Annotated in this window: 23 protein-coding genes; 12 read left to right on the forward strand and 11 right to left on the reverse strand. The window is 72.8% G+C overall.

Annotation, left to right across the window (positions count from 1 at the left end; all coding sequences use genetic code 11):
• Positions 1 to 4: 4 nt before the first annotated feature.
• The 5 genes from ACFWN3_RS15190 to ACFWN3_RS15210 form a co-directional block, all read right to left on the reverse strand.
• A complete protein-coding gene (locus ACFWN3_RS15190; protein WP_377640974.1) occupies positions 5 to 2035 on the reverse strand; it encodes an ABC transporter permease in 2031 nt (676 codons plus the stop codon).
• The gene (locus ACFWN3_RS15195; protein ID WP_377640975.1) at positions 2032 to 3135 is read right to left on the reverse strand and encodes a glycine betaine/L-proline ABC transporter ATP-binding protein; all 1104 of its coding nucleotides are present in this window, start codon (positions 3133 to 3135) and stop codon (positions 2032 to 2034) included. Before ACFWN3_RS15195 ends, ACFWN3_RS15190 begins: the two co-directional genes overlap by 4 nt.
• Positions 3132 to 4859 (reverse strand): choline dehydrogenase, encoded by a 1728-nt coding sequence (gene betA / locus ACFWN3_RS15200; RefSeq protein WP_377645628.1) that lies wholly within the window; start codon positions 4857 to 4859, stop codon positions 3132 to 3134. Before betA ends, ACFWN3_RS15195 begins: the two co-directional genes overlap by 4 nt.
• Complete coding sequence (locus ACFWN3_RS15205; protein ID WP_377640977.1) at positions 4856 to 6337, reverse strand: aldehyde dehydrogenase family protein; 1482 nt, start codon at positions 6335 to 6337, stop codon at positions 4856 to 4858. Before ACFWN3_RS15205 ends, betA begins: the two co-directional genes overlap by 4 nt.
• Positions 6338 to 6449: 112 nt before the next feature.
• A complete protein-coding gene (locus tag ACFWN3_RS15210) occupies positions 6450 to 7232 on the reverse strand; it encodes an IclR family transcriptional regulator (protein WP_377640979.1) in 783 nt (260 codons plus the stop codon).
• Positions 7233 to 7280: 48 nt separating this feature from the next.
• Here ACFWN3_RS15210 and purU point away from each other — a divergent pair, with 48 nt between their 5' ends.
• A complete protein-coding gene (gene purU, locus ACFWN3_RS15215; protein WP_377640981.1) occupies positions 7281 to 8150 on the forward strand; it encodes a formyltetrahydrofolate deformylase in 870 nt (289 codons plus the stop codon).
• 231 nt (positions 8151 to 8381) lie between these two features.
• On the opposite strand, the gene ACFWN3_RS15220 is transcribed toward purU, so the two are convergent.
• Entirely contained in the window at positions 8382 to 9332 is a 951-nt protein-coding gene (locus ACFWN3_RS15220) for a helix-turn-helix transcriptional regulator (protein ID WP_377640983.1), read from the reverse strand.
• Positions 9333 to 9395: 63 nt separating this feature from the next.
• Here ACFWN3_RS15220 and ACFWN3_RS15225 point away from each other — a divergent pair, with 63 nt between their 5' ends.
• Positions 9396 to 10409, forward strand: coding sequence for an ABC transporter ATP-binding protein (locus tag ACFWN3_RS15225; protein ID WP_377640985.1), 1014 nt, complete (start codon positions 9396 to 9398; stop codon positions 10407 to 10409).
• A complete protein-coding gene (locus tag ACFWN3_RS15230; RefSeq protein ID WP_377640987.1) occupies positions 10406 to 11224 on the forward strand; it encodes an ABC transporter permease in 819 nt (272 codons plus the stop codon). Before ACFWN3_RS15225 ends, ACFWN3_RS15230 begins: the two co-directional genes overlap by 4 nt.
• A gap of 53 nt (positions 11225 to 11277) precedes the next feature.
• Here ACFWN3_RS15230 and ACFWN3_RS15235 read toward each other — a convergent pair whose 3' ends face one another.
• Complete coding sequence (locus ACFWN3_RS15235; RefSeq protein WP_377640988.1) at positions 11278 to 11715, reverse strand: hypothetical protein; 438 nt, start codon at positions 11713 to 11715, stop codon at positions 11278 to 11280.
• A 109-nt stretch (positions 11716 to 11824) separates the two neighbouring features.
• Between ACFWN3_RS15235 and ACFWN3_RS15240 the strand changes: the two genes are divergently transcribed.
• The 4 genes from ACFWN3_RS15240 to ACFWN3_RS15255 are packed head-to-tail and all read left to right on the forward strand — an operon-like array spanning position 11825 to position 14193.
• Positions 11825 to 12262 carry a hypothetical protein gene (locus ACFWN3_RS15240; protein ID WP_377640990.1) on the forward strand — a complete coding sequence of 146 codons (438 nt, stop codon included), beginning with the start codon at positions 11825 to 11827 and terminating at the stop codon, positions 12260 to 12262.
• 12 nt (positions 12263 to 12274) lie between these two features.
• Positions 12275 to 12853 (forward strand): HNH endonuclease signature motif containing protein, encoded by a 579-nt coding sequence (locus ACFWN3_RS15245; protein ID WP_377640992.1) that lies wholly within the window; start codon positions 12275 to 12277, stop codon positions 12851 to 12853.
• 11 nt (positions 12854 to 12864) lie between these two features.
• Entirely contained in the window at positions 12865 to 13569 is a 705-nt protein-coding gene (locus ACFWN3_RS15250; protein WP_377640994.1) for a VOC family protein, read from the forward strand.
• A 54-nt stretch (positions 13570 to 13623) separates the two neighbouring features.
• Positions 13624 to 14193: a GNAT family N-acetyltransferase gene (locus tag ACFWN3_RS15255; RefSeq protein ID WP_377640995.1), complete on the forward strand. Its 570-nt coding sequence runs from the start codon at positions 13624 to 13626 to the stop codon at positions 14191 to 14193.
• Between the two features lie 25 nt (positions 14194 to 14218).
• On the opposite strand, the gene ACFWN3_RS15260 is transcribed toward ACFWN3_RS15255, so the two are convergent.
• Together ACFWN3_RS15260 and ACFWN3_RS15265 are read right to left on the reverse strand one after the other, a co-directional pair.
• Positions 14219 to 14464 carry a hypothetical protein gene (locus ACFWN3_RS15260; protein WP_377645630.1) on the reverse strand — a complete coding sequence of 82 codons (246 nt, stop codon included), beginning with the start codon at positions 14462 to 14464 and terminating at the stop codon, positions 14219 to 14221.
• Entirely contained in the window at positions 14398 to 14697 is a 300-nt protein-coding gene (locus ACFWN3_RS15265) for a truncated hemoglobin (RefSeq protein WP_377645664.1), read from the reverse strand. The genes ACFWN3_RS15260 and ACFWN3_RS15265 overlap by 67 nt, the downstream gene beginning before the upstream one ends.
• Positions 14698 to 14769: 72 nt before the next feature.
• Here ACFWN3_RS15265 and ACFWN3_RS15270 point away from each other — a divergent pair, with 72 nt between their 5' ends.
• Entirely contained in the window at positions 14770 to 15435 is a 666-nt protein-coding gene (locus ACFWN3_RS15270; RefSeq protein ID WP_377640996.1) for a Type 1 glutamine amidotransferase-like domain-containing protein, read from the forward strand.
• Here ACFWN3_RS15270 and ACFWN3_RS15275 read toward each other — a convergent pair.
• Both ACFWN3_RS15275 and ACFWN3_RS15280 read right to left on the reverse strand, forming a co-directional pair.
• Positions 15422 to 16810 (reverse strand): L-serine ammonia-lyase, encoded by a 1389-nt coding sequence (locus ACFWN3_RS15275; RefSeq protein WP_377640998.1) that lies wholly within the window; start codon positions 16808 to 16810, stop codon positions 15422 to 15424. The two genes, ACFWN3_RS15270 and ACFWN3_RS15275, sit on opposite strands and share 14 nt — an antisense overlap.
• A 16-nt stretch (positions 16811 to 16826) precedes the next feature.
• On the reverse strand, positions 16827 to 18335 hold the full coding sequence (locus tag ACFWN3_RS15280; RefSeq protein ID WP_377640999.1) for a trimethylamine methyltransferase family protein: 1509 nt from the start codon (positions 18333 to 18335) through the stop codon (positions 16827 to 16829).
• Between the two features lie 44 nt (positions 18336 to 18379).
• On the opposite strand from ACFWN3_RS15280, the gene ACFWN3_RS15285 reads away from it, so the two are divergent.
• The 4 genes from ACFWN3_RS15285 to ACFWN3_RS15300 are packed head-to-tail and all read left to right on the forward strand — an operon-like array spanning position 18380 to position 22696.
• A complete protein-coding gene (locus tag ACFWN3_RS15285) occupies positions 18380 to 19147 on the forward strand; it encodes an IclR family transcriptional regulator (protein ID WP_377641001.1) in 768 nt (255 codons plus the stop codon).
• The gene (locus ACFWN3_RS15290) at positions 19144 to 19809 is read left to right on the forward strand and encodes a corrinoid protein (RefSeq protein WP_377641003.1); all 666 of its coding nucleotides are present in this window, start codon (positions 19144 to 19146) and stop codon (positions 19807 to 19809) included. The genes ACFWN3_RS15285 and ACFWN3_RS15290 overlap by 4 nt, the downstream gene beginning before the upstream one ends.
• Positions 19806 to 20729: a dihydropteroate synthase gene (locus ACFWN3_RS15295; RefSeq protein WP_377641005.1), complete on the forward strand. Its 924-nt coding sequence runs from the start codon at positions 19806 to 19808 to the stop codon at positions 20727 to 20729. The genes ACFWN3_RS15290 and ACFWN3_RS15295 overlap by 4 nt, the downstream gene beginning before the upstream one ends.
• Positions 20726 to 22696, forward strand: a complete 1971-nt coding sequence (locus ACFWN3_RS15300) for an ASKHA domain-containing protein (protein ID WP_377641007.1) — start codon at positions 20726 to 20728, stop codon at positions 22694 to 22696. Before ACFWN3_RS15295 ends, ACFWN3_RS15300 begins: the two co-directional genes overlap by 4 nt.
• Positions 22697 to 22715: the final 19 nt, after the last annotated feature.

Below are 22715 nucleotides of genomic sequence, written 5' to 3' on the forward strand. Positions count from 1 at the left end.
GGGGTCAGAAGGGCTTGGGGAAGCGCAGCCACTGCATCTCCTTCGGGGCGGGCGCGGCGGCACGCCGGGCGATGCGGTCGAGCATGATGCCGAGCAGGACGATGGTGATGCCGGCCGCGGCGCCCTTGCCCCACTCCTCGCTGCGCGAGAACCCGATGACGACGTCGTAGCCGAGCGCCCCGGCGCCGACCATCCCCGCGATGACGGCCATGGCGAGGACGTAGAGCAGCGCCTGGTTGGCGGCGAGCACGAGCGAGGCCTTGGCCATCGGCAGCTGGACCTGGCGGATCTGCTGCATCGTCGTCGCGCCGGTGGAGCGCACGGCCTCCATCGTCGTCGCCGACACGCCCTTGACGCCGTCGGCGACGAGCTTGACCGCGACGGGCGCCGCGTACGCGAACGCCGCGACGATGCCGGTGAAGCGCGAGGGGCCGAAGAGCACGAGGATCGGCACGAGGTAGACGAAGGCGGGGATGGTCTGGCCGGCGTCGAGGATCGGCCGGATGGCGAGGTCGACCGAGCGCCGGCGGGCCATCGCGACGCCGACGACGACGGCGACCACCATGCACAGGGCGGTGGCGACGAGCGTCATCGCGAGGGTGATCATCGCGTTGTGCCACAGCCCGAAGTACCAGATCCCGATGAGGCACGGCACCGTGAGGGCCAGCGCCCGGTACCCGCCGATGACGAGGCTGATGAGGGCGATGCCGGCGAAGGCGAGCCACCAGGGCGACTCGGCGAGGAAGGACTGGAGGGGGTTGAGCAGGCCGTAGGTGATCGCGTCCTTGATCCCGCTCGTCGCGCTCGAGATCGAGGCCGTGAAGCCGTCGACGACGCCGTCGGTGGCCTCGGCGACCCGCCGGCCCCAGCCCAGGTCGGCCCACTCGGCCGCCCAGAACGAGGTGCGGGAGACGTAGACGAGGACGATCGCCACGACGGCGCCCGCGGCGAGGACGATGCGGTGGGTGCGCGGCGGCAGGCCGGCCCCGCGGGCGACGGCGTCGCTGCGCTCGCTCGCGGCGGTGGTCGCGCGGTCGAGCATGATGGCGATCGCGACGATGAGCAGCCCGGGGATGAGGGCGGTGCCGACGTCGTTGATCCGCAGGCCGGCGAGCACCGGCTGGCCCAGGCCGGGGCCGTTGACGAAGGAGGCGATCGTCGCCATCGACAGGGCCGCCATCGTCGTCTGGTTGAGCCCGACGATGATCGTGCGCTTCGCGAGCGGCAGCTGCACCCGCAGGAGGCGCTGCCACCTCGTCTGGCCCAGCGAGTTCGTCACCTCGATCATCGCGGGGTCGACGGCGCGGATGCCGTGGGCGCTGATCCGGATAAGCGGAGGGGCGGCGTACAGGACGGTGCACACGACGGCCGACGACGCCCCGATGCCGAAGAACAGGACGATGGGGAGCAGGTAGACGAACGTCGGCATCGTCTGGAGGAAGTCCAGGGTCGGCTCGATGACCTGGTTGGCGCGCCGCTTCGTCCCGGCGAGGATGCCGAGCGGCAGCCCGATGAGGAGGCTGAGCCCGACCGAGATGCCCACGATGATGAGCAGGTCCATCGAGTCCGACCAGAAGCCGAGGAGGCCGAAGGAGAGGAACGTGCCGAGGACGAGCAGGGCGATCCGCCAGTTCGCGACGGCGTAGCCGATCCACGTCGCGACCGCGGTGACCCCGAGCCAGCCGACGTGGGGCACGGGTCGCGGGTCGGCGGGGACCGAGATCAGCCGCTGGAGCAGCTCGACGAACGCCCGGAACGCGTCGGCGATGGCGCCGGTCACCTGCATGACGACGTTGGTGTCGCGGCCCGCGAGCATCGTGTCGCGGAAACCGGTGAGCGAGTCCATGACCGGGGTCTTGTCGCGACCGCCGAGGACGAGCGTGTCGTTCCCCTTCGTCGCGAGCCAGACGAGGAACCACACGACGAGGATCGCGGCGACCGGCTGCCACCGGGGGGTCGGCTCCTCGATGACGGGGGGCGGCGCCTCCTCCCGGGCCGCCGACGGTTGGGGCCGGGGGGGCGCGAGGGTGCTCACCGTGACTCCTCGACGACGACGACGCGCAGGATGTCCTCGTCGTCGACGACCCCGACGCACGTCCCGCTCTCGTCGCAGACCCGCACCGGCCCGTCGGCGGCGAGCACGGCCCGGGCGGCCTCGCGCACGACCGTCGTCTGGGGCAGCGCGGGGGCGCCGGCGCCCTCGTCGGGGGAGCTCGGCGGGCGCATGACCCACCTCAGGGTGAGGACGTGCGACTTGGGGACCTCGGCGACGAAGTCGCGAACGTAGTCGTCGGCCGGGGCGCCGATGATCTCGTCGGGCGCGCCGACCTGGACGATCTCGCCGTCACGCATGATGAGGATCCGGTCGCCGAGCTTGAGCGCCTCGTCGAGGTCGTGGGTGATGAAGACCATCGTCTTGCCGACCTCGTGGTGCAGCCGGATGACCTCCTTCTGCATGTCACGGCGGATCAGGGGGTCGAGCGCGCTGAACGGCTCGTCGAACATCAGCACCGTGGGGTCGTTGGCCAGGGCGCGGGCCAGGCCGACGCGCTGCTGCATGCCGCCCGAGAGCTGGTCGGGGAAGTTCTGCTCGTAGCCCTGGAGGCCGACGAGGTCGACCATGTCCTGGGCCCGCGCGCGCCGGGTGGCCTTGTCCTCGCCGCGGACCTCGAGGCCGAAGGCGATGTTGTCGATGACCTTGCGGTGGGGGAGCAGGCCGAAGTGCTGGAACACCATCGAGATGCGCCGGCGCCGGATGTCGCGCAGCTGCTCCTCGCCCATCGCGGTGAGGTCGGTGCCGTCGAGCAGGACGGTGCCGGCGGTCGGCTCGATGAGCCGGGTGAGGAGGCGCACGAGGGTCGACTTGCCCGATCCCGACAGGCCCATGACGACGAAGACCTCGCCCGGCGCGACGTCGAACGACACGTCGCGCACGCCGATGACGTGGCCGCTCTTGGCCTGCAGCTCCTTGCGGGAGAGCTCGAGGTCGGGCGTGCCGACGAGCTTCTCGGCGCCCGGCCCGAACACCTTCCAGAGGCCGCGGACGCTGAGGGCGGCCGTGGCGTCCCCGGACGACGAGCCGGCGGCGGTGCCGGTCCCGGGGCCCGGGCTGACGTGCGTGTCGGTGGAGGTCATGGCGGCGGTGTCCTTCGGTCCGGGCTCGCGGCCACGGGGGCCGGGGGGTCGAGCGGTGAGCCGGCGCGGTGGTCGTACCACGGTGCGTCGGACGCGGGGAGCGGGGTGTTGCCGGCGATGAGGTCGGCGGCCTTCTCGGCGAGCATGACGACGGGGGCGTAGATGTTGCCGTTCGTCACGTAGGGCATCGCGCTCGCGTCGACGACGCGCAGGCCGGTGGTGCCGTGGACGCCCATCGTCGCGGGGTCGAGGACCGAGAGGTCGTCGGTCCCCATCCGGGCGGTGCAGCTGGGGTGGAGCGCGGTCTCGGCGTCGGCCCGCACCCAGTCCAGGATCTCCTCGTCGGTCTCGACGGAGGGGCCGGGGGAGATCTCGCCGGCGTTGTAGGGGGCCATCGCCGGCTGGTTGAGGATGTGCCTCGCGACCCGGACGGCCTCGAGCCACTCGCGGCGGTCCTGGTCGGTGGACAGGTAGTTGAAGCGCAGGGCCGGCTTCATCCGCGGGTCGGTGCTGCGGACCTTCACCGTGCCGCGGGCGTCGGAGTACATCGGGCCGATGTGGACCTGGTAGCCGTGGCCCTCGACCGGGCTCGTGCCGTCGTAGCGGATGGCGATGGGCAGGAAGTGGAACATGAGGTTGGGGTAGTCGACGTCGTCGTTGCTGCGGACGAAGCCGCCGCCCTCGAAGTGGTTCGTGGCGCCGAGGCCCTTGCGGAGGAACAGCCAGTCGGCGGCGAGCTTGGGGCGGTTGCGGTACTTCAGCCCCGGGGCGATCGAGACGGGCTGGGCGCTCTGGTACTGGATGTAGACCTCGAGGTGGTCCTGGAGGTGCTCGCCGACGCCCCGGACCTCGGCCACGGTCTCGATGCCGAGGGGGCGCAGGTGGGCGGGGTCCCCGACGCCGGAGAGCTGGAGCAGCTGCGGGGTGTTGATCGCCCCGCCGCAGAGGATGACCTCGTCCGCCCGCACCGTGTGGCGCCGACCCGCCGTGACGTACTCGACGCCGACCGCCCGGGTGCCCTCGAAGAGGACGCGCGTCGTCATCGCGAGGGTGCGGACCGTGAGGTTCGGGCGGTCCATGACGGGGTGGAGGTAGGCGCGCGCCGCCGAGAGGCGCCGGCCGCGGTGGATGTTGCGGTCGAACTTCGCGAACCCCTCCTGGCGGTAGCCGTTGACGTCGGGGGTGCGGGGGTAGCCGGCCTCGACGGTGGCGTCGAAGAAGGCCTGGAAGAGCGGGTTCGTCGCGGGCCCGCGCTCGAGGACGAGGGGGCCGTCGCCGCCGCGCCACTCGTCGGCGCCCGCGAGGCAGGTCTCCATCTTCTTGAAGTAGGGCAGGACGTGGGCGTAGTCCCAGCCCTCCATCCCCGGGTCGGCGCCCCATCGCTCGTAGTCCTTGGGGTTGCCGCGCTGGAAGATCATCCCGTTGATCGAGCTCGACCCGCCGAGGACCTTGCCGCGGGCGTGGTAGACCCGGCGGCCGTTCAGGTGCGGCTCCGGCTCGGACTCGTACTTCCAGTCGTAGAACCGGCTCCCGATGGGGAACGGCAGGGCGGCGGGCATGTGGATGAACGGGTCGAGCTTGAGGTCGCTGCGCCCGGCCTCGAGGACGAGGACGCTCGTCCCGGGGTCGGCCGAGAGCCGGTTGGCGATGACGCAGCCCGCGCTGCCTCCTCCGACGACGACGACGTCGACGCGGTCGGGGGCGGAGCCGAGCGTGCGCTTCACCCCCACCACCCCGAGGGCGCCGGTGCGGTGTTGCGCCACACGTGCTTGGTCTCCTGGTACTCCTCGAGGCCGAGCCGGCCGAGCTCGCGCCCGGTGCCCGACTGCTTGTAGCCGCCCCACTCGGCCTGGGCGACGTAGGGGTGGAAGTCGTTGATCCACACGGTGCCCATCCGCAGGCGGGCGGCGACCCGGTCGGCCTTCTCGTCGTCGCCCGTCCACACCGCTCCGGCGAGGCCGTAGATCGAGTCGTTGGCGGTGCGCACCGCGTCGTCCTCCGTCGTGAACGTCTCGACGGTGAGGACGGGCCCGAAGGACTCGTCCTGGACGACCGACATGTCCGAGCGACACCGGTCGAGGACGGTGGGCAGGTAGAAGTACCCGCCGTCGAGGGCGGGGTCGTCGGGTCGCGCTCCGCCACACCGCAACCGGGCCCCCTCGGCGATGCCCTGCGCCACGTAGGCCTCGACCTTGCGCAGGTGGGCCTCGCTCGTGAGGGAGCCGGTCTGGGCCTTGTCGTCGAAGGGCAGGCCGGGACGGATGAGCCGCGCGCGCTCGACGAGCTCGTCGACGAAGGCCTCGGCGATCGACTCCTCGACGACGAGCCGGGCCCCGGCCGAGCACACCTGGCCCGAGTGGAGGAACACGGCGGTGAGGGCGTTGTCGAGGGCGGCCTCGCGGTCGGCGTCGGCGAAGACGATGTTGGGGTTCTTGCCCCCGAGCTCGAGGGCGACCTTCTTCACCGTCGCGGCGCCCTGCGCCATGAGGTGCCTGCCCACCGCGAGGCTGCCGGTGAACGACACGAGGTCGACGCGGGGGTCGGTCGAGAGCGGACCGCCACAGCCGGGGCCGGTGCCGAGGACGAGGTTCGCGACGCCGGCGGGCAGCCCGGCCTCCTCGAGGGCGCGCACGAGGGCGATCGTCGAGTGGGGGGTGATCTCGCTCGGCTTGAGGACGAAGGTGTTGCCCGCGAGCAGGCAGGGGGCGACCTTCCAGCTCGCCTGGAGCAGCGGGTAGTTCCACGGGGTGACGAGCGCGCAGACGCCGACCGGCTCGTGGACGACCCTGCTCACCACTCCCTCGCGCCCGACGTCGACGGTGCGGTCGCCGAGGCCGTCGGCCCCCGTGGCCGCGCCCACGGCCGCGTAGTGGCGGAACACGCTGACGACGTCGGCGACGTCGTACTCGCTCTCGACGACCCTCTTGCCGGTGTCGAGCGACTCCATCCGGGCGATGGCGGTGGTCTCGCGCTCGAGGACGTCGGCGACCCGGTCGAGGAGGGCGGCCCGCTCGTGGACGGGGGTGCCGGGCCACGGGCCTGCGTCGAAGGCGCGTCGTGCGGCGTCGATGGCGGCCAGGGTGTCGGCCTCGCTCGCCTCGGCGACGGTGCCGACGGGGGAGCCGTCGGCCGGGCACGTGATGGAGCGCGTTCCACCCTCGGCCGCGGGCACCCACCGGCCGTCGAGGAAGAGCTCCGTCACGGCCACCTCCACCTAGTTGCACCATGTGCAACACCATGTGTTCTGCGCAACAGGATGGTCCCCGCCGGGGGTGGGGGTCAAGGCCCCGGCCGGAACCGTTACCGGGGCGTTCTCAGCGGTCGACGGGCTGGTGCGCGAGGCGTCCGGAGATCTCGGTCGTCGCGGAGCGGACGAGCGGCACGAGCTCGTCGATGCGCGCGCTGCCGAACCGGAACGAGGGTCCCGACACGCTCACCGACGCGACGACGTCGCCGTGGGCGTCGCGCACCGGGGCCGCGACCGCGGTGAGGCCGACGTCGAGCTCGTCGGCCGCGACGGCGAACCCGCGCTCGCGGACCTCCTCGAGCTGGGCGTCGAGGACCGCGCGGTCGGTGATCGTCGAGGGGGTGTAGGCGACGAGGTCGCCGAGGACCCGGCCGAGCTCGGGGTCGACGAGCTCGCTGACGAGGACCTTGCCGTTGCTCGTCGCGTGGATCGGGATGTGCTGCCCGACCCAGTTGTACGACGAGAGGCTCGAGCCCCCGGACACCTGGTCGACGTAGAGGGCGGCCCCGCCGGAGAGGACCGCGAGGTTGACGGTCTCGCCCGTCTCGGACGCGAGGCGGCGGCAGACGGGCCGGGCCTCCTGGACGAGGTCGAGCCGGGCGCTCGTCGCACCCGCGAGCTTGAGGATGCCGACGCCGAGCCGGTAGCGCCCGCGCTCCTCCACCTGCTCGACGAGGCGCCGGCGCTCGAGGGCGGCGACGAGGCGGCTCGCGGTCGACTTGTGGACACCGAGCTCCCGGGCGAGCTGGGTGACGCCGGCGGCGCCGTGGACGGCGAGCAGCTCGAGGATCGTCACCGCGCGGTCGACGGACTGCACCGTCCCCGACGCGTCCCGAGTGGTGGTGCGCATGGCGGAACGGTAGCGGGTCGCCCCCGGCATCCGTCTAGCGTGGTCGGCATGTCCGCCAGCCCCGCGCCCGCCGAGGTCGTCCTCGTCCTGTCCTGCCCCGACCGACGGGGCATCGTGGCGGCGGTGTCGGCCCTGCTGTTCGAGCACGGGGCGAACATCGAGGAGTCCCAGCAGTTCGACGACGTGCGCACCGACCAGTTCTTCATGCGGATCCGGTTCTCCGTGGAGGCCGGTGGGCCGACGCTGGAGGAGTGGCAGGCGGTGTTCGCCCCGCTGGCACAGCAGTGGTCGATGGAGTGGTCGATGCGCGGCTCGCTGGCTCCGGTGCGGACCCTGCTCATGGTCAGCCGGTTCGGGCACTGCCTCAACGACCTGCTCTTCCGGTGGCGCAGCGGCCAGCTGGCGATGGACGTGCCGGCGGTGGTGTCGAACCACCGCGACCTCGAACCGCTGGTGGCCTCGTACGGGATCCCGTTCGTCCACCTGCCGATCTCGGCCGACACCAAGGCCTCCGCCGAGGCGGCGCTGCGCGACGTGGTCGCCGAGCACGAGGTCGAGCTCGTCGTCCTGGCCCGCTACATGCAGGTGCTCTCCGACGACCTGTCACGCGAGCTTTCGGGGCGGGTCATCAACATCCACCACTCGTTCCTGCCCTCGTTCAAGGGGGCCAAGCCGTACCACCAGGCCTTCGCGCGGGGGGTCAAGCTCGTCGGCGCGACGGCCCACTACGTGACTGCCGACCTCGACGAGGGGCCGATCATCGAGCAGGACGTCGTGCGCGTGGACCACCGGATGGCGGCCGAGGACCTCGTGCGCGCCGGCGAGGAGGTCGAGTCACGCGTCCTCGCACGGGCGGTGCGCTGGCACTGCGAGTCCCGGGTCGTCCTCAACGCAGACCGCACCGTCGTCTTCAGCTGAGGCGGCGCTCAGGCCGGGTGGTGCGGGCGGTGCAGCGCCAGACGCAACACCGGGCGGAGGAGGGCGCGCCGCTGGGTCCTCTCGCGGGTCGCGCGGGCCTCGCGGGAGGCGGTGCGGTGGAGCGATCGGGGCGTGAGGGCGTTCGCGATGCCCGGCGTGATCATGTGCATGGTGGGAGGAGCGGGCCGGCCGCCGCGTGATACCTGCGGACGCCTCCCCGGCGAGGGGTGCTCAGCCGGCGGCGGCGAAGGTCGCGGCGACCGCGGCGCACGCCTGCCGCAGCTCGTCGGGGGACTCGACCTCGAAGGGGGCGCCGACCTGGGCGAGCACCATGACCGGCCACTCGAGGGAGTCGACGTTCATCGTCAGGACGCAGGCGTCGTCGGACAGGGGGGTGACCTCGCCGTGCCGCCACACGGCATCGCGCACGCGCTGCGCGGGCGCCGCTACCCGCACCCGCACGGCGTGGCGCTGGGGGATGCGGCGGAAACCGGCCTCGACGAAGGCGACGGCGTCGCCCTCGGGCAGCTCGCGGGGGCGGAAGCGCTGCCCGGTGAGCCCGGGGGCGCTGACCCGGTCGACGCGGAAGGAGCGCCAGTCCTGGCGGTCGCGGTCCCAGGCGACGAGGTACCAGCGCCGCCCGAGCGAGACGAGGCGGTGCGGCTCGACCCGGCGTCGCGTGGTCTCGCCGTCGCGGGTGGTGTGCTCGAAGGTCAGCGCCTCGTCGTCGCGGCAGGCCTGGGCGAGGGCGGTGAGCACGCCGGCGTCGACGGTGGGCCCCCGCGACCACGGGGTCGGGGCGTCGGTCTGGGAGGCGAGGGCGTCCATCCGGCGGCGCAGCCGGGGCGGCATCAGGGCGAGCACCTTGGTCAGGGCCTGCACCGACGTCTCCTCGAGCCCGCCGACCGACCCGGCTGCGGCAGTGCGGAGCCCGGCCGCGATGGCGACCGCCTCGTCGTCCTCGAGCAACAGCGGCGGCAGCTGGCCGCCGGCGCGCAGCTGGTAGCCACCGGCCACCCCGCGTGACGCGTCGACGACGTAGCCGAGCTCGCGCAGCCGCTCGATGTCGCGCCGCAGGGTGCGGCCGCTCACCTCGAGCCTCTCGGCGAGCTCGTCGCCCGGCCAGTAGCGATGGGTCTGGAGGAGGGAGAGCAGGCTCAGCATCCGGGCGCTCGTCGACATGTCGCCGAGAATAGGTCGGATTGAGGACGGAAACTGTCCTAAGGGGCTCCTAGCGTCGGCGTCATGGACACGACACCACGCAGGAACAGCACCGGCCCCGTCATCCGGACGCAGGCCCTGACCCGCACCTTCACCCGGGGCAAGCAGACCGTCGAGGCGGTCCGTGGCCTCGACCTCGAGGTCCGCGACGGCGAGCTCGTCGCCTTCCTCGGTCCCAACGGCGCCGGCAAGTCGACGACGCTGCGGATGCTCACCACCCTCATCCCGCCGACGTCCGGGACCGCGGAGGTCGCCGGCTTCGACGTCGTGCGCGAGCAGCGGGCGGTGCGCCGCTCCATCGGCTACGTCGGCCAGGGCAACGCCGCCGCCCACCAGCAGCGCGGTCGTGACGAGGTCGTCAGCCAGGCGCGGGCGCACGGGCTCTCGCGGGTGGAGGCGGCGGCGCGAGCCGACGAGCTGCTCGCCGCGTTCGACCTCACCGAGCACGCCGGCCGTCCGGTGTCGACCCTGTCGGGCGGGCAGCGGCGTCGCCTCGACGTCGCGATCGGGCTCGTCCACCGCCCCCGCCTGATGTTCCTCGACGAGCCGTCGACCGGCCTCGACCCGCAGAACCGGGTCAACCTCCAGGAGCAGGTGCAGCGCCTCAACCGCGAGCTCGGCACGACGATCGTCCTCACGACCCACTACCTCGAGGAGGCCGACGCGATCGCCGACCGGGTCGTCGTCATCGACCACGGCGAGGTCATCGCCGACGACACCGCCGCGCAGCTGAAGTCCGGGCTCGGCGACCTCGTCTCGCTCGGGTTCGCCTCCGAGTCCGATGCGGCGGCCGGCGCGGTGCGGGCCGGGCGGCTCGACGACGCCGCGGTCACCGTGACCGGCACCGACGTCGCCGTGCGCGTCCCCCACGGGCGCGACCTGGCTGCCTCCCTCGTCACCGACCTCGCCTCGGCAGGGACCCCGGCGTGCCGGGTCGAGGTCGTCGGCGCCACGCTCGACGACGTCTTCCTCCACCTCACGGGGCGCAGCCTGCGCGAGAGCAACGAGACCACCACCACCGAAGGAGCAGCGGCATGAGCACCATCGAGACCACGATCCCCCCGACGAGCGTCGGGGCCGGTCCCGCCGGGATCGAGCGCCGCGCACCGGGATTCGCCGCCGACACCTGGAACGTCATGACCCGCGAGCTCAAGCCGATGCTCCGCGAGCCGGCGTCGGTGTTCTTCGCGATGGTGCAGCCACTGGTGTTCCTCGCGTTGTTCGCGCCCCTGCTCCCCGACGTCGGCAGCGGCTCGGCGCTCCAGTGGTTCGTCCCGGGCATCATCGCGATGACGGCGCTCATGGGTGCGTCGATGACCGGCTCCAACCTCACCCTCGAGATGAACACCGGCTCGCACGAGCGGCTGCTCGTCTCGCCCCTGCGGCGCTCGTCGCTGCTCGTGGGGAGGGCTCTCAAGGAGGTCGTGCCCGTCCTCGTGCAGGGCCTGATCATCGTCGCGGTCGTGACGCCGTTCTCCTTCGAGCTGCACGTCGTGGGGGTCCTCGTCGGACTGCTCGTCGTCGCGGTCTTCGCCGTCGGCATCGGGTCGCTGTCGTTCGCCCTGGCCCTGGTGTCGAAGGGCCAGGACTGGCTGTTCTGGACGGTGCAGCAGACGCTGATCTTCCCGCTGCTGCTCCTCGCGGGCGTGCTGCTCCCGGTCGACGACGGGGCGCCGGGATGGCTGCGCGTGCTCGCCGACCTCAACCCGCTGTCGTACATCGTCGAGGCCGAGCGCGCCCTGTTCGCAGGCGAGTTCCCGCTGGGCACCGTGGGCGCCGGGGCCGGTGCCGCGGCCGCGGTGGCCGCGCTGGGGCTCGTCGTCGGGTTGCGGACGATGCGCCGCGCCGACTGACGTCCGGCGACCGCCCGCCGGGGGACTGCTCCTCCGGCGGGCGGGCCGTGCGGTCAGCCGTCGACGTCGGCGGGCGTGGCCTCGTGGCCGGCGCGGCCGTGGGTGCGGCGGTCCTGCTTCATCTCCGACTCGAACACGTGGCGCCTGCCGTCCATCAGCTCCTCGCGGGCCCGGCGCTCGTGCTCCTTGAACGCGGCGTAGTAGCCGTCGTCGTACTCCTCGACGACCTGGAACGACCAGCGCCCCGCGAGGATGTTGCGGCCGACGAGGTCGGTGTCGATCCGGTCGGCCAGCTCCTCGTGCCCGGCCTGGCGCAGGAGGTCGACGGCGTCCCCGAGGGCGAGGTCGGCCATCCCGCACTTGCGGTGGAAGTTGTAGAGCTGGCCCCGTGCGTCCTCGATGACCTCGAGGGCCTCCGAGAGCTTGCCGAGGGCCTCGACGGTCGTGTCGCTGGTCCCCGGGGGGCGGGTGTGGTTCTCGTCGACGGACATGTCCTCACGGTAGGTGGGGTGGAACCGGTGTGGGGTCGTCGGTGCAGGTCAGCATGGGGTTGTGGAAAGCTCGGCGGCCGGTTCGGCGGATTCGGGCACGGTGTGGGGCATGACCTTCGACGACCTTCCCGAGAACTGGCCCGACCTCCCGCTCGACACACCCGGCCTCGCGGCCGACGTCGCCGACCTGTTCGTCGGTGAGCGCGACCGCGAGGCCGGGTGCGTCGCCTTCCTCCTCGCCGGGCCGGACCTGCGGATGACGCAGCCCCTGCTCGTCCACGACGTGGCTCCTGATGCCGATGCGGGTCTCGTCACTCCGTTCCTGGCCCGGCTCGGACCGGAGCTCGGCTCCTCCCTCGGAGGCCTGGTGTTCGTCCGGGGGCGCCCGGGATCGGTGCTCCTCACCGACACGGACCGGCGCTGGCACGAGGCCGTCATCGACGCGTGCGCCCGGTCGGGGCTGGGGCTGATCGGCGCCTACCTCGCCACGCCGTCGGTCGTGCGGGCCTTCCCCGAACCGCTCCGGACGGCTGGGCTCGCCTCGTGACGATCGAGGCTGGTGCAGGCCGCCACCCTGCACCCCGACGTCAGGGAGGCGCTGTCCTGGGTGGAGGTGCCGGCCGAGGACGACCCGTGCGGCGGCGCCGGCGCCGTCCTTGACCCCCGCTACACCCAGCAGGCCGTGCTGGGTGGTCACACCGTCTCCGGTGCCGCGCTCCCCGGCATCGGCTGGGTCGACGCCGCGACCGTCGCGAACCTCTTCGCCTCCCTCCCGATGCGCATCGCCCGGGCGGTCCTGGACGCCGACACCGGCACCCTGAGCTCCCTGACCGCCACCGCCTACCGCCCACCGACGGCGATGGCCGAGCTGGTCCGCTCCCGCGACGGCACCTGCCGCATGTGGGGCTGCACCCGGGCCGCCACCCACACCGACCTCGACCACACCCGACCCTGGCCCGAGGGCCGAACCACTCCCACCAACCTCGCCGCGCTCTGCCGCCGCCACCACCGGATGAAGCAGCGCGGCCGCTGGCGCCCCACCCTGCACCCCGACGCCACCCTCACCTGGACCAACACGACCGGACGAGCCCGCACCACCGAACCCGCCCACCGCGCCCTCGCCCCGGCGCGCGGCTAGGCTCCCCCGTCATGGACATGCTCAGGGGTGATGAGATCGCGAAGGCCGGCCTGACCGACTGGAGGAAGCTGGCGCAGGGACTCCACGCCCGGTACCTGGTCGATGACTTCGGAGCCGGCGCGCGGTTCGTCGCGGCGGTGGGGGAGGCGGGCGACGCCCTCGGCCACCACCCGAGCGTGGCGATGGGTGCCGGGTACGTCGACCTCAAGCTGGTCACCGACGACGCGATCTACCGCGACGACGACGGCACCGAGTACGTCGTGCAGTGGCCGACCCAGCAGGACGTCGACCTCGCCCGACGGATCACCGAGGTCGCCGCCGAGCACGGGGTCGCGCCCGACCCGGCATCGGTCAGCGTCATCGAGCTCGGCCTCGACACGGCGCGCTCCGCGACCATCGCCCCGGTGTGGGCCGCCCTGCTCACCGGGGACGCGGGGGCCCAAGGCCGCGGCACGCCCGGCGACGAGATCCGGGACGCCACCGGACGGTCGCCGAACCTGTGGTTCGGCGACGCCCCCGAGGGCGAGCAGGCACAGCGGTTCCACCTCGAGGTGTACGTGCCACGCGAGGTCGCCGAGGAGCGGATCGCGGCCGTGCTCGCCGCGGGCGGGGAGGTCGTCGACGACTCCGAGTCGCCGTCGCTGACGGTGCTCGCCGACCAGGACGGCAACCGGGGAGTCCTCTGCGTCGCCGAGGCCCCCGCCCCGATCGACTGAGCCCGCGCCCGCGGTCGCGCGCACGACCGTGCGGGCACCGGCAGGATGGACGGCATGTCCCTCCCGACGCCGACCCTGCACACCCCCCGGCTGCTGCTCCGGCCGTTCCACGACGCCGACGCCGACGACCTCCTTGCCATGCACGGCGACGCGAACGTCATGCGCTACTGGGACGCCCCGCGGTGGACCGAGCCCGGTCGCGGGCGGCAGTTCGTCGCCGCGTGCCGACAGGTCGAGGCGGACGGCACCGGCGCCCGGGTCGCGATCGCGCGGAGGGACGGCGGCGACTTCCTCGGCTGGTGCGGCCTGACCCGGTGGAACCCCGAGTTCCGCAGCGCGTCCCTCGGCTTCTGCTCGACGGAGGCGGCGTGGGGGCACGGCTACATGACCGAGGCGGCGGGCGCGCTGCTGCGGTGGGCCTTCGACGCGCTCGACCTCAACCGCGTCCAGTCCGAGACCGACACCCGCAACCTGGCGTCGGCGCGCGTCCTCGACAAGCTCGGGTTCGTCCGGGAGGGGACGTTGCGCGAGGACTGCGTCGTCGAGGGCGACGTCTCGGACTCCTGGGTCTTCGGCCTGCTGCGGCGCGAGTGGCGGCCGGACCGACCGGAGACCCACGGCTGACCGACGACGCGGCCGGAAGCGGCGCTCAGCCCTGGTAGGGCGGCGCAACGCCCCAGCCCCACCGCGGCGTGGGGGCGTCCTCCACCGGAACGGCACCGGGCCGGGAGTTCTCCATGGCCAGCCGGGTGCCCCACTCGAGGTAGCCGATGACCGCCGCGCGGAACTCGGGGTCGGCGGGCAGGTCGGCGTCGTCGGCGGCCAGGCTCATCGTGGCGGCGAACCGGTGCCGCTGCGCGGGGGTGATGGCCAGGTCGAGGTGGTGGCGCAGCATCGACGCGTACCCGCCGTGCCGCTCGGTGTACGTCGCGGGGCCGCCGAGCACCTCGCCCCCCCGTGCGCGACGTGGGCGCGGTGGTGCACCGAGACGCCGCCGGGGAAGAAGCCCGAGAGCTCGTCATCGGCCTCGACGCGGTCGTAGAAGCGCTCGATCATCCGGCGCAGCGCGACGAGCCCGCCGGCCCACTCGTACAGCGTGGGCAGTCCCGGCTCGTCGACTCCGCTCATGCCCCCAGTCCAGCGCACCGGGCGTCCGGGCGCACCCGAGTTGCCGACGGTGCCCGCCCTACGATGACCGTCGTGAAGCTGTTGCTGACCTCGGGCGGGGTCACGAACCAGAGCATCCGCGCCGCGCTCCTCGACCTCCTCGGCAAGCCCGTCGAGCAGAGCCACGCGCTCGTGGTCCCCACGGCGCAGTGGGGCCACCCGATGTGCGGCCCGCCCTCGGTGCGCGGCCTCGTCGCGGCGGAGGAGGGCTGGCGTCCGCTCACGGGTCTCGGCTGGGCCTCGCTCGGCGTCCTCGAGCTCACCGCCCTGCCGAGCATCGGCCCCGAGCGCTGGGTGCCCTGGGTCCGGGCGGCGGACGTCCTCCTCGTCGACGGCGGCGACGCGACGTACCTGGCCCACTGGGTGCGCGAGTCGGGGCTGGCCGACCTGCTGCCGTCGCTCGACGACACCGTCTGGGTGGGGGTGAGCGCGGGGAGCATGGTCATGGCGCCGCGCATCGGCGACTCCTTCGTCGAGTGGCCGGCGGCGACGGACGACCGCACCCTGGGCGTCGTCGACTTCTCGATCTTCCCGCACCTCGACCTGTTCCCGACGAACACCATGGCGCACGCGCAGCGCTGGGCCGAGGAGATCGGCGGCCCGGCCTACGTCATCGACGAGCAGACCGCCATCACCGTCGTCGGGGACACCGTCGAGGTGGTCTCGGAAGGCCGGTGGGCGGCGCTCAACACTCGATGACGTTGACGGCGAGCCCGCCGCGGGCGGTCTCCTTGTACTTGACCTTCATGTCGCGGCCGGTGTCGCGCATCGTCTTGATGGCCTTGTCCAGCGAGACGATCTGCTTGCCGTTGCCGCGCAGCGCGATTCGAGCGGCGGTGATCGCCTTGACCGAGGCGACGGCGTTGCGCTCGATGCACGGGATCTGGACGAGGCCGCCGACCGGGTCGCAGGTGAGGCCGAGGTTGTGCTCGATGCCGATCTCGGCGGCGTTCTCGACCTGGTCGGGGGTGCCGCCGAGGACCTCGGCGAGGGCGCCGGCCGCCATCGAGCAGGCCGAGCCGACCTCACCCTGGCAGCCGACCTCGGCGCCGGAGATCGAGGCGTTCTCCTTGTACAGCGTGCCGATGGCGGCGGCGGTGAGGAGGAAGGCCACGACCTCGTCGTCGGTCGCGCCCGGCACCCAGCGCGTGTAGTAGTGCAGGACCGCCGGGATGATGCCCGCGGCCCCGTTGGTGGGGGCCGTGACGATGCGCCCACCCGAGGCGTTCTCCTCGTTCACCGCCAGCGCGTAGAGCGTGACCCAGTCCATCGCCGCGAGCGGGTCGCCGCCGTGCTCGGAGCGCAGCTGGCGCGCCAGGCGCGGCGCGCGCCGCTGCACCTTGAGGCCGCCCGGGAGCACCCCTTCGGTGCTGCGGCACCCGTTGTCGACGCACTCCTGCATGACCTCCCAGAGGTGGAGCAGGCCCGAGCGGACCTCGGCCTCGGTGCGCCACGACAGCTCGTTGGCCATCATGACGCCGCTGATCGACAGGCCCGACTCGGCGCAGCGCTCGAGGAGCTGGTTGCCCGTCGTGAACGGGTACCGCACCGGGGTCTCGTCGGGGACGATCCGGTTGCCGCCGACCTCGTCCTCGTCGAGGACGAACCCGCCGCCGACGGAGTAGTACTCGCGCCGGAGCAGCGGCTCGTCGTCGTCGGCCGGGGTCGCCGACTCCCACGCCGTGAACCGCATCCCGTTGGCGTGGAACGGCAGGGACGCGCGGCGGTGCAGCACGACGTCGGTGTCGACGGTGCACGCCACCTCGTGGGTGCCGCCGAGCCGCAGGACGCCCGAGGAGCGGACCTCCTCGAGCCGCGGGTCGGCCCGGCGCGGGTCGGTGGTCTCGGGGTTCTCGCCCTCGAGGCCGAGGACGACGGCCTTGACCGAGCCGTGGCCGTGGCCGGTGGCGCCGAGCGAGCCGAAGAGCTCGGCCCGCACCCGACCGACGCGCTCGAGGACCCCCTCGGACCGGAGGCCGTCGGCGAAGGTGTGGGCGGCCCGCATCGGTCCCACGGTGTGGGAGCTCGACGGGCCGATCCCGACGGAGAAGAGGTCGAACGCGCTGATGGCCACGGGAGGACAGCCTGCCTCAGTCGCCGAGCTCTCGGCGACGCCGGGTCACGAAGTCCTCGAGCTGGCTGTGGATGCCGTCGTCGAGCGCCGGCTGCTCGTACTCCTCGAGGCGCTTGCGCCAGATGGCCGCGGACCGGGTGGCCGTGTCCTGCGCCCCGTTGCGCATCCACCGCTCGTAGTTCTCGGAGGAGTTGAGGAAGGGCCGGTAGAAGCAGGTGCGGAAGCGCTCCATCGTGTGCATCGACCCGAGGAAGTGGCCACCGTGGCCGACCTCCTGGTGGGCGTCGAAGCCGAGCGAGCCCTCGTCGATCTCGAGCGGCGTGAACTCGTGCTGGAGCATCTCGACGATCTGGCAGTCGATGACGAACTTCTCGAAGCCGGCGACGAGGCCGCCCTCGAGCCACCCGGCGGTGTGCATGACCCAGTTGGTGCCCGCGAGGAAGGTCGGCATCAGCGTCATCAGCGCCTCGTAGCCGGCCTGGGCGTCGGGGACCTGCGAGGAGGTGAGGCCGCCACCGGTGCGGAACGGCAGGCCGAAGTGGCGGGCGATCTGGCCGGTGCACAGCAGTCCGATGCCCGACTCGGGCGTCCCGAAGGTGGGGGAGCCCGACTGCATGTCGATGTTCGACAGGAAGGACCCGAAGATCACCGGGCACCCCGGGCGGATCAGCTGCGCGAGCGCGATGCCGGACAGGGCCTCGGCCATCTGCTGCACGAGCGCCGCCGGGATGGTGACCGGCGACATCGCGCCCATGAGGATGAACGGGGTCAGCACGACGGGCTGGGCGGCGGCGGCGTACTCGAAGAGCGCGTCGAGCATCCGGTCGTCCCAGCGCAGCGGGGAGTTGCAGTTGATGAGGCTGATGGAGACCGGGGTGGCCTCGATCGCCTCGCGCCCGCCGAAGAGCATCTCCGACATCGCGATGACGTCGCGCGCGTTGGGCCCGGAGACGACGTTGCCCATGAACACCTTGTCGGTGAGCGTCATCAGGGCCAGCGTCATGTCGAGGTGGCGCGAGTCGAGCGGGGCGTCGTTGGGCTCGCAGACGACCCCGCCGGCGGAGTCGAGCACCGAGAACGACTGGGACAGCTTGGCGAAGTTCCGGTAGTCCTCCATGGTCCCGTCGCGGCGGATCTCGCCGTCGCGGACGAACGGCGGGCCGTAGACGGCGCCGAAGGCCATCGAGTCGCCGCCGATGTGGATGTTGTTGGCGGGGTTGCGCGCCTGGACGTCGAACTCTCGTGGCGCCTTGGCGACCTGCTCGAGGACGAACTCGGGGTCGAGGAAGACGGTGTTCTCCTCGACCCGCTGTCCCGCCTCGCGGAACAGGTCCAGGGCCCGGTCGCTCATGAACTCCACCCCGATCTCGGTGACGAGGCGACGCCAGCCGGCATCGAGCTGCGCCAGGGCGTCGGCCGAGAGGATCTCGTAGCGGGGCATGCGGTTCGTGAACATCGGGGGCGGGGCCTTTCGACGGGCGGATCGACGTTGACGGTGAGCCACCTCACATCCTAGCCTCATCATGTGGGACTGTGGTTCCACATGATGGCCACTTTGAGAGGACGCGCGTGAGCACCCCGACCGCCGGCACCGGCACCCAGTCGATCGACCGGGCCGCCGACCTGCTGGCGCGCGTCGTGCGCTCCGAGGGCCCCGTCACCTTCACCGAGCTCGCGGCGGCCACGGGGCTCGCCCGGTCGACGACCTCACGCCTCCTCGCGGCGCTCGAGCGCGCCGAGCTCCTCGCCCGCGACGACCACGGCCGGTGGTCGCCCGGAGGGCTCTTCGACCACTACGCCACCCGGCGTTCCGACGACGACCAGCTCGTCGAGGGGGCCGAGCCCACGATGCGCGCGCTCGGCGACCTCACGGGCGAGACGGTGAACCTCGGTGTCCCGCGCCGCGGCACGGTCGTGCAGGTCGCCCAGGTCGACTCCGCCTACTACCTCGGGTCACGCGACTGGGTCGGCACCGACGTCCCGGCCCACTGCTCGGCCCTCGGCAAGATCCTCTACGCCCACGGCGCGCTCCCGGTCCCTGCGGGCCGGCTCGAGGCCCTCACCCCCGTGTCGGTCACCACCGGCGCGGCCCTCGAGGCCCAGCTGCCCGGGATCCGCCAGGACGGCTTCGCCACGACGGTCGACGAGCTCGAGCCCGGCCTCACCGGGGTCGCCGCCCCCGTCCGCCGCCACGGCACCGTCGTGGCCGCCCTGGGGATCTCGGGTCCCACCTCACGGCTCGCCGCGGACCTCCGGTCCACCGGTGCCCTCGTCGCCGCCCACGCCAGGGCGTTGTCGGCCCGTCTCGACCACCACCCACAGGAAGGCGCAGCATGACTCCCGACGAGATCCTCCAGGGGTTGTACGACGAGACGCTCGTCGGGAACGGCCCCGCGGTCCTCGACCTCACCCACCAGGCGCTCGGCATGGACATGGCGCCCGGAACGCTCCTGTTCGACGCGCTGATCCCCGCCCTCGAGGAGGTCGGCGCCCGGTTCGAGCGCGGCGACTTCTTCGTCCCCGAGATGCTCATCGCCGGCCGCGCGATGGCCGGGTCGATGGAGGTGCTGCGCCCGCTCCTCGCCGAGACCGGCGTCGAGACGATCGGCAAGTTCCTCATGGGGACGGTCAAGGGCGACGTCCACGACATCGGCAAGAACCTCGTCAACATCATGCTCGAGGGTGCCGGCTTCGAGGTCATCGACCTCGGCGTGCAGGTGGCGCCCGAGAAGTTCGTCGCCGCGATCGAGGAGCACCAGCCCGACATCGTCGGCTTCTCGGCCTTCCTCACGACGACGATGCCGATGTTCAAGGCCAACATCAACGCGCTCCAGAAGGCCGGCCTGCGCGACACGGTCATCGTCATGGTGGGCGGCGCCCCCGTCACCCAGGAGTACGCCGACGCGGTCGGCGCCGACGGGTACGCCTCCGACGCGTCCGCCACCGTCAAGCGGGCCAAGGCCCTGCTCGAGGCCCGCCGTTCGATGGTGTCCGCGTGAGCGCCCCCCTGCGTCGCACGGTGCTGCGCTCGGCGACCAAGGAGGTCGTCATCGCGGCCGACCAGCCGTTCTGCGTCATCGGCGAGCGGATCAACCCCACCGGTCGCCCCGTGCTCCAGAAGGCCCTGCGCGAGGGCGACCTGTCGATCATCGAGAAGGACGTCGCCTCCCAGGTCGCCGGCGGGGCCGACGTGCTCGACATCAACATGGGCGTCCCCCTCACCGACGAGGCCGACCTGCTCGTGCGGGCGATCCAGCTCGTCCAGCGGGTCACCGACCTGCCGATCTGCATCGACTCCTCGGTCGTCGAGGCGCTCGAGGCCGGGCTCGCCACCTACCAGGGGCGTGCCCTCGTCAACTCGGTGACGGCCGAGGACGACCGGCTCGAGGCGATCCTGCCGCTCGTCAAGAAGTACGACGCCGCGATCGTCGCGCTGCCCAACGACCACGACGAGATCCCGATGGAGGCCGAGAAGCGCCTCCTGCTGACCGAGAAGATCGTCCGGGTCGCCACGCAGGAGTACGGGATCGCGATCGACGACATCGTCATCGACCCCCTCGCCATGCCGATCGGCGCCGACTCGACGGTGGGCCGGGTGACCCTCGAGGTCATCCGCGGCATCCGCGAGCGATGGGGCCTGAACACCACGTGCGGCGCGTCCAACGTCAGCTTCGGCATGCCCGGCCGGCACGCGATCAACGGCGCCTGGCTGCCGCTCGCGATGTCCGCCGGCATGACGAGCGCGATCATGGACGCCCGCACCCCGCACGTCGTCGACGCCGTGCGGGCGGCCGACCTCCTCCTCGGCAACGACGAGTGGGGCTCGGCGTGGATCGCCACGCACCGCCGCCGCCAGGCCGCGCAGGCAGCGGAGGCGGCGGCCGCCGAGGCCGCGACCGTGGCCGCCGGAACGGCGTGAGCGGCGAGCGCGGTCCGGGAGCGCCGTTCGAGGACGTCGTCGACGGGATGCGGCGCGAGGGCCTCCTCGAGCCGCCCCCGACCGTCGGCTCGGGCGAGGAGGCCCATGAGGGCACCGGTCGGGTGCAGCTGAGCTTCACGCCCGCCAACCGCACGGTGCGGGTGCCGCCGGGGGTGTCGGTCTTCGACGCCGCGTCGTGGAACGGCATCGCCATCGACTCGACCTGCGGCGGTCACGGCACGTGCCGCAAGTGCCTCGTGCGGGTGACGTCGGGCAGTGCGCCGGTCACCCGCCACGACCGGCGCACCTTCTCCGACGAGCAGGTGGGCGACGGCTGGCGGCTCGCGTGCCTCGTCAAGGCGACCCACGACCTCGGGCTCGAGGTCCCGCCCCTCGTGACCCGCCCGAAGGCCTCGACCGTCGGCGTCGGGCGCCAGGTCATCCTGCGGCCCGCGGTCCAGAAGCGGTACGTCGAGCTGACCGAGCCCACCCTCGCCGACCAGCGCACCGACCTCCGCCGGCTCCGTGACGCCATCGAGGACCTCACCATCGAGCCCGACCTCCACGCCCTGAGGCGCTTGCCGAAGGTGCTGCGCGACAGCGACTTCAAGGTGACCGCGGTCGTCGTCGACGAGACCCTCATCGACGTCGAGCCCGGCGACACCACCGGTCGGCGGCACGCCATCGCCTACGACCTCGGCACGACGACCGTCGTCGCCACCCTGCTCGACCTCGAGACCGGCACGCCGGTGGCGGTGTCGTCGATCCTCAACAAGCAGCAGCCCTTCGGCGGCGACGTCATCACCCGGATCAGCGCGACGATGATGGACCCCGAGGCCCTCGGCCGGCTCACCTCCCTGGCCCAGCAGACCCTCGCCGAGCTCGCCGACGAGGTGCTCACCGAGGGTGGGATCGCGCCCGAGGAGGTGTACGAGGTCGCGCTGGCCGGCAACGCGACGATGACGGCCCTGCTCCTCGGCATCGACCCCGAGCCGCTCGGTGTCGCCCCGTTCATCCAGGTGAGCGCCGACTGGCCGATGCTCATGGCCACCGACCTCGGCCTCACCGTCCACCCCGGTGCCCGGGCCGTGCTCTTCCCGGCCCTCGGGGCCTACGTCGGCGGCGACATCGTCGCCGGGATGCTCGCGAGCGGGCTCGACCGCGACAAGCGGGTGCGCCTGTTCATCGACGTCGGGACCAACTGCGAGATCGCCCTCAGCGACGGCGAGCGCATCGTCACCACCGCCGCGCCCGCCGGACCGGCCTTCGAGGGCGGCGCCATCCGGTGCGGGATGCGCGCGGCCGACGGCGCGATCGAGGTCATCAAGCTCGACCCCGCCGCGCAGGACGCCGACGCGGCGGTGACGCTCGGGGTCATCGGCGACGTCGAGCCGCGGGGCCTGTGCGGTTCCGGCCTCGTCGACGCCGTCGCCGAGCTGTGGCGGGTCGGGCTGCTCGACGCCTCCGGACGGTTCGTCCCCGAGGAGGACGCCGCCCGCGACCTCCCGCTCCTGGCTCCACGGCTGACGACGGTCGGGGCGGGGGAGCGGGTCTTCGTCCTCCACCGGCCGACCCCCGACGCCCCGACGACCGAGTCGGTCTACCTCTCTCAGCGCGACGTGCGCGAGCTGCAGTTCGCCAAGGCGGCGATCTCCACCGGGTGGACCCTGCTCCTCGAGGAGCTCGGGGTCGAGCCGCGCGACGTCCAGCAGGTGCTCCTCGCCGGCTCGTTCGGCTCCTACCTCTCGCCCGCGTCGGCCGTGCGGATCGGGCTGGTCCCGAAGCTGCCGGTGCTGCGGATCGTCTCGGCCGGCAACGTCGCCGGCGAGGGGGCGAAGATGGTGCTCCTGTCGGCCCGCGAGCGGGCCGGCGCCGACGCACTGCTCGAGGAGGTGCGCTATGTCGAGCTCTCCGACCGCCCCGACTTCAACGACCGCTTCGTCGACCAGCTCGCCTTCCCGGTCTGAGGACCGGGGTGCCGCACGC

Source organism: Oryzobacter terrae (assembly GCF_042756445.1).
In the GTDB taxonomy this organism is placed as follows: Bacteria; Actinomycetota; Actinomycetes; order Actinomycetales; family Dermatophilaceae; genus Oryzobacter; species Oryzobacter terrae.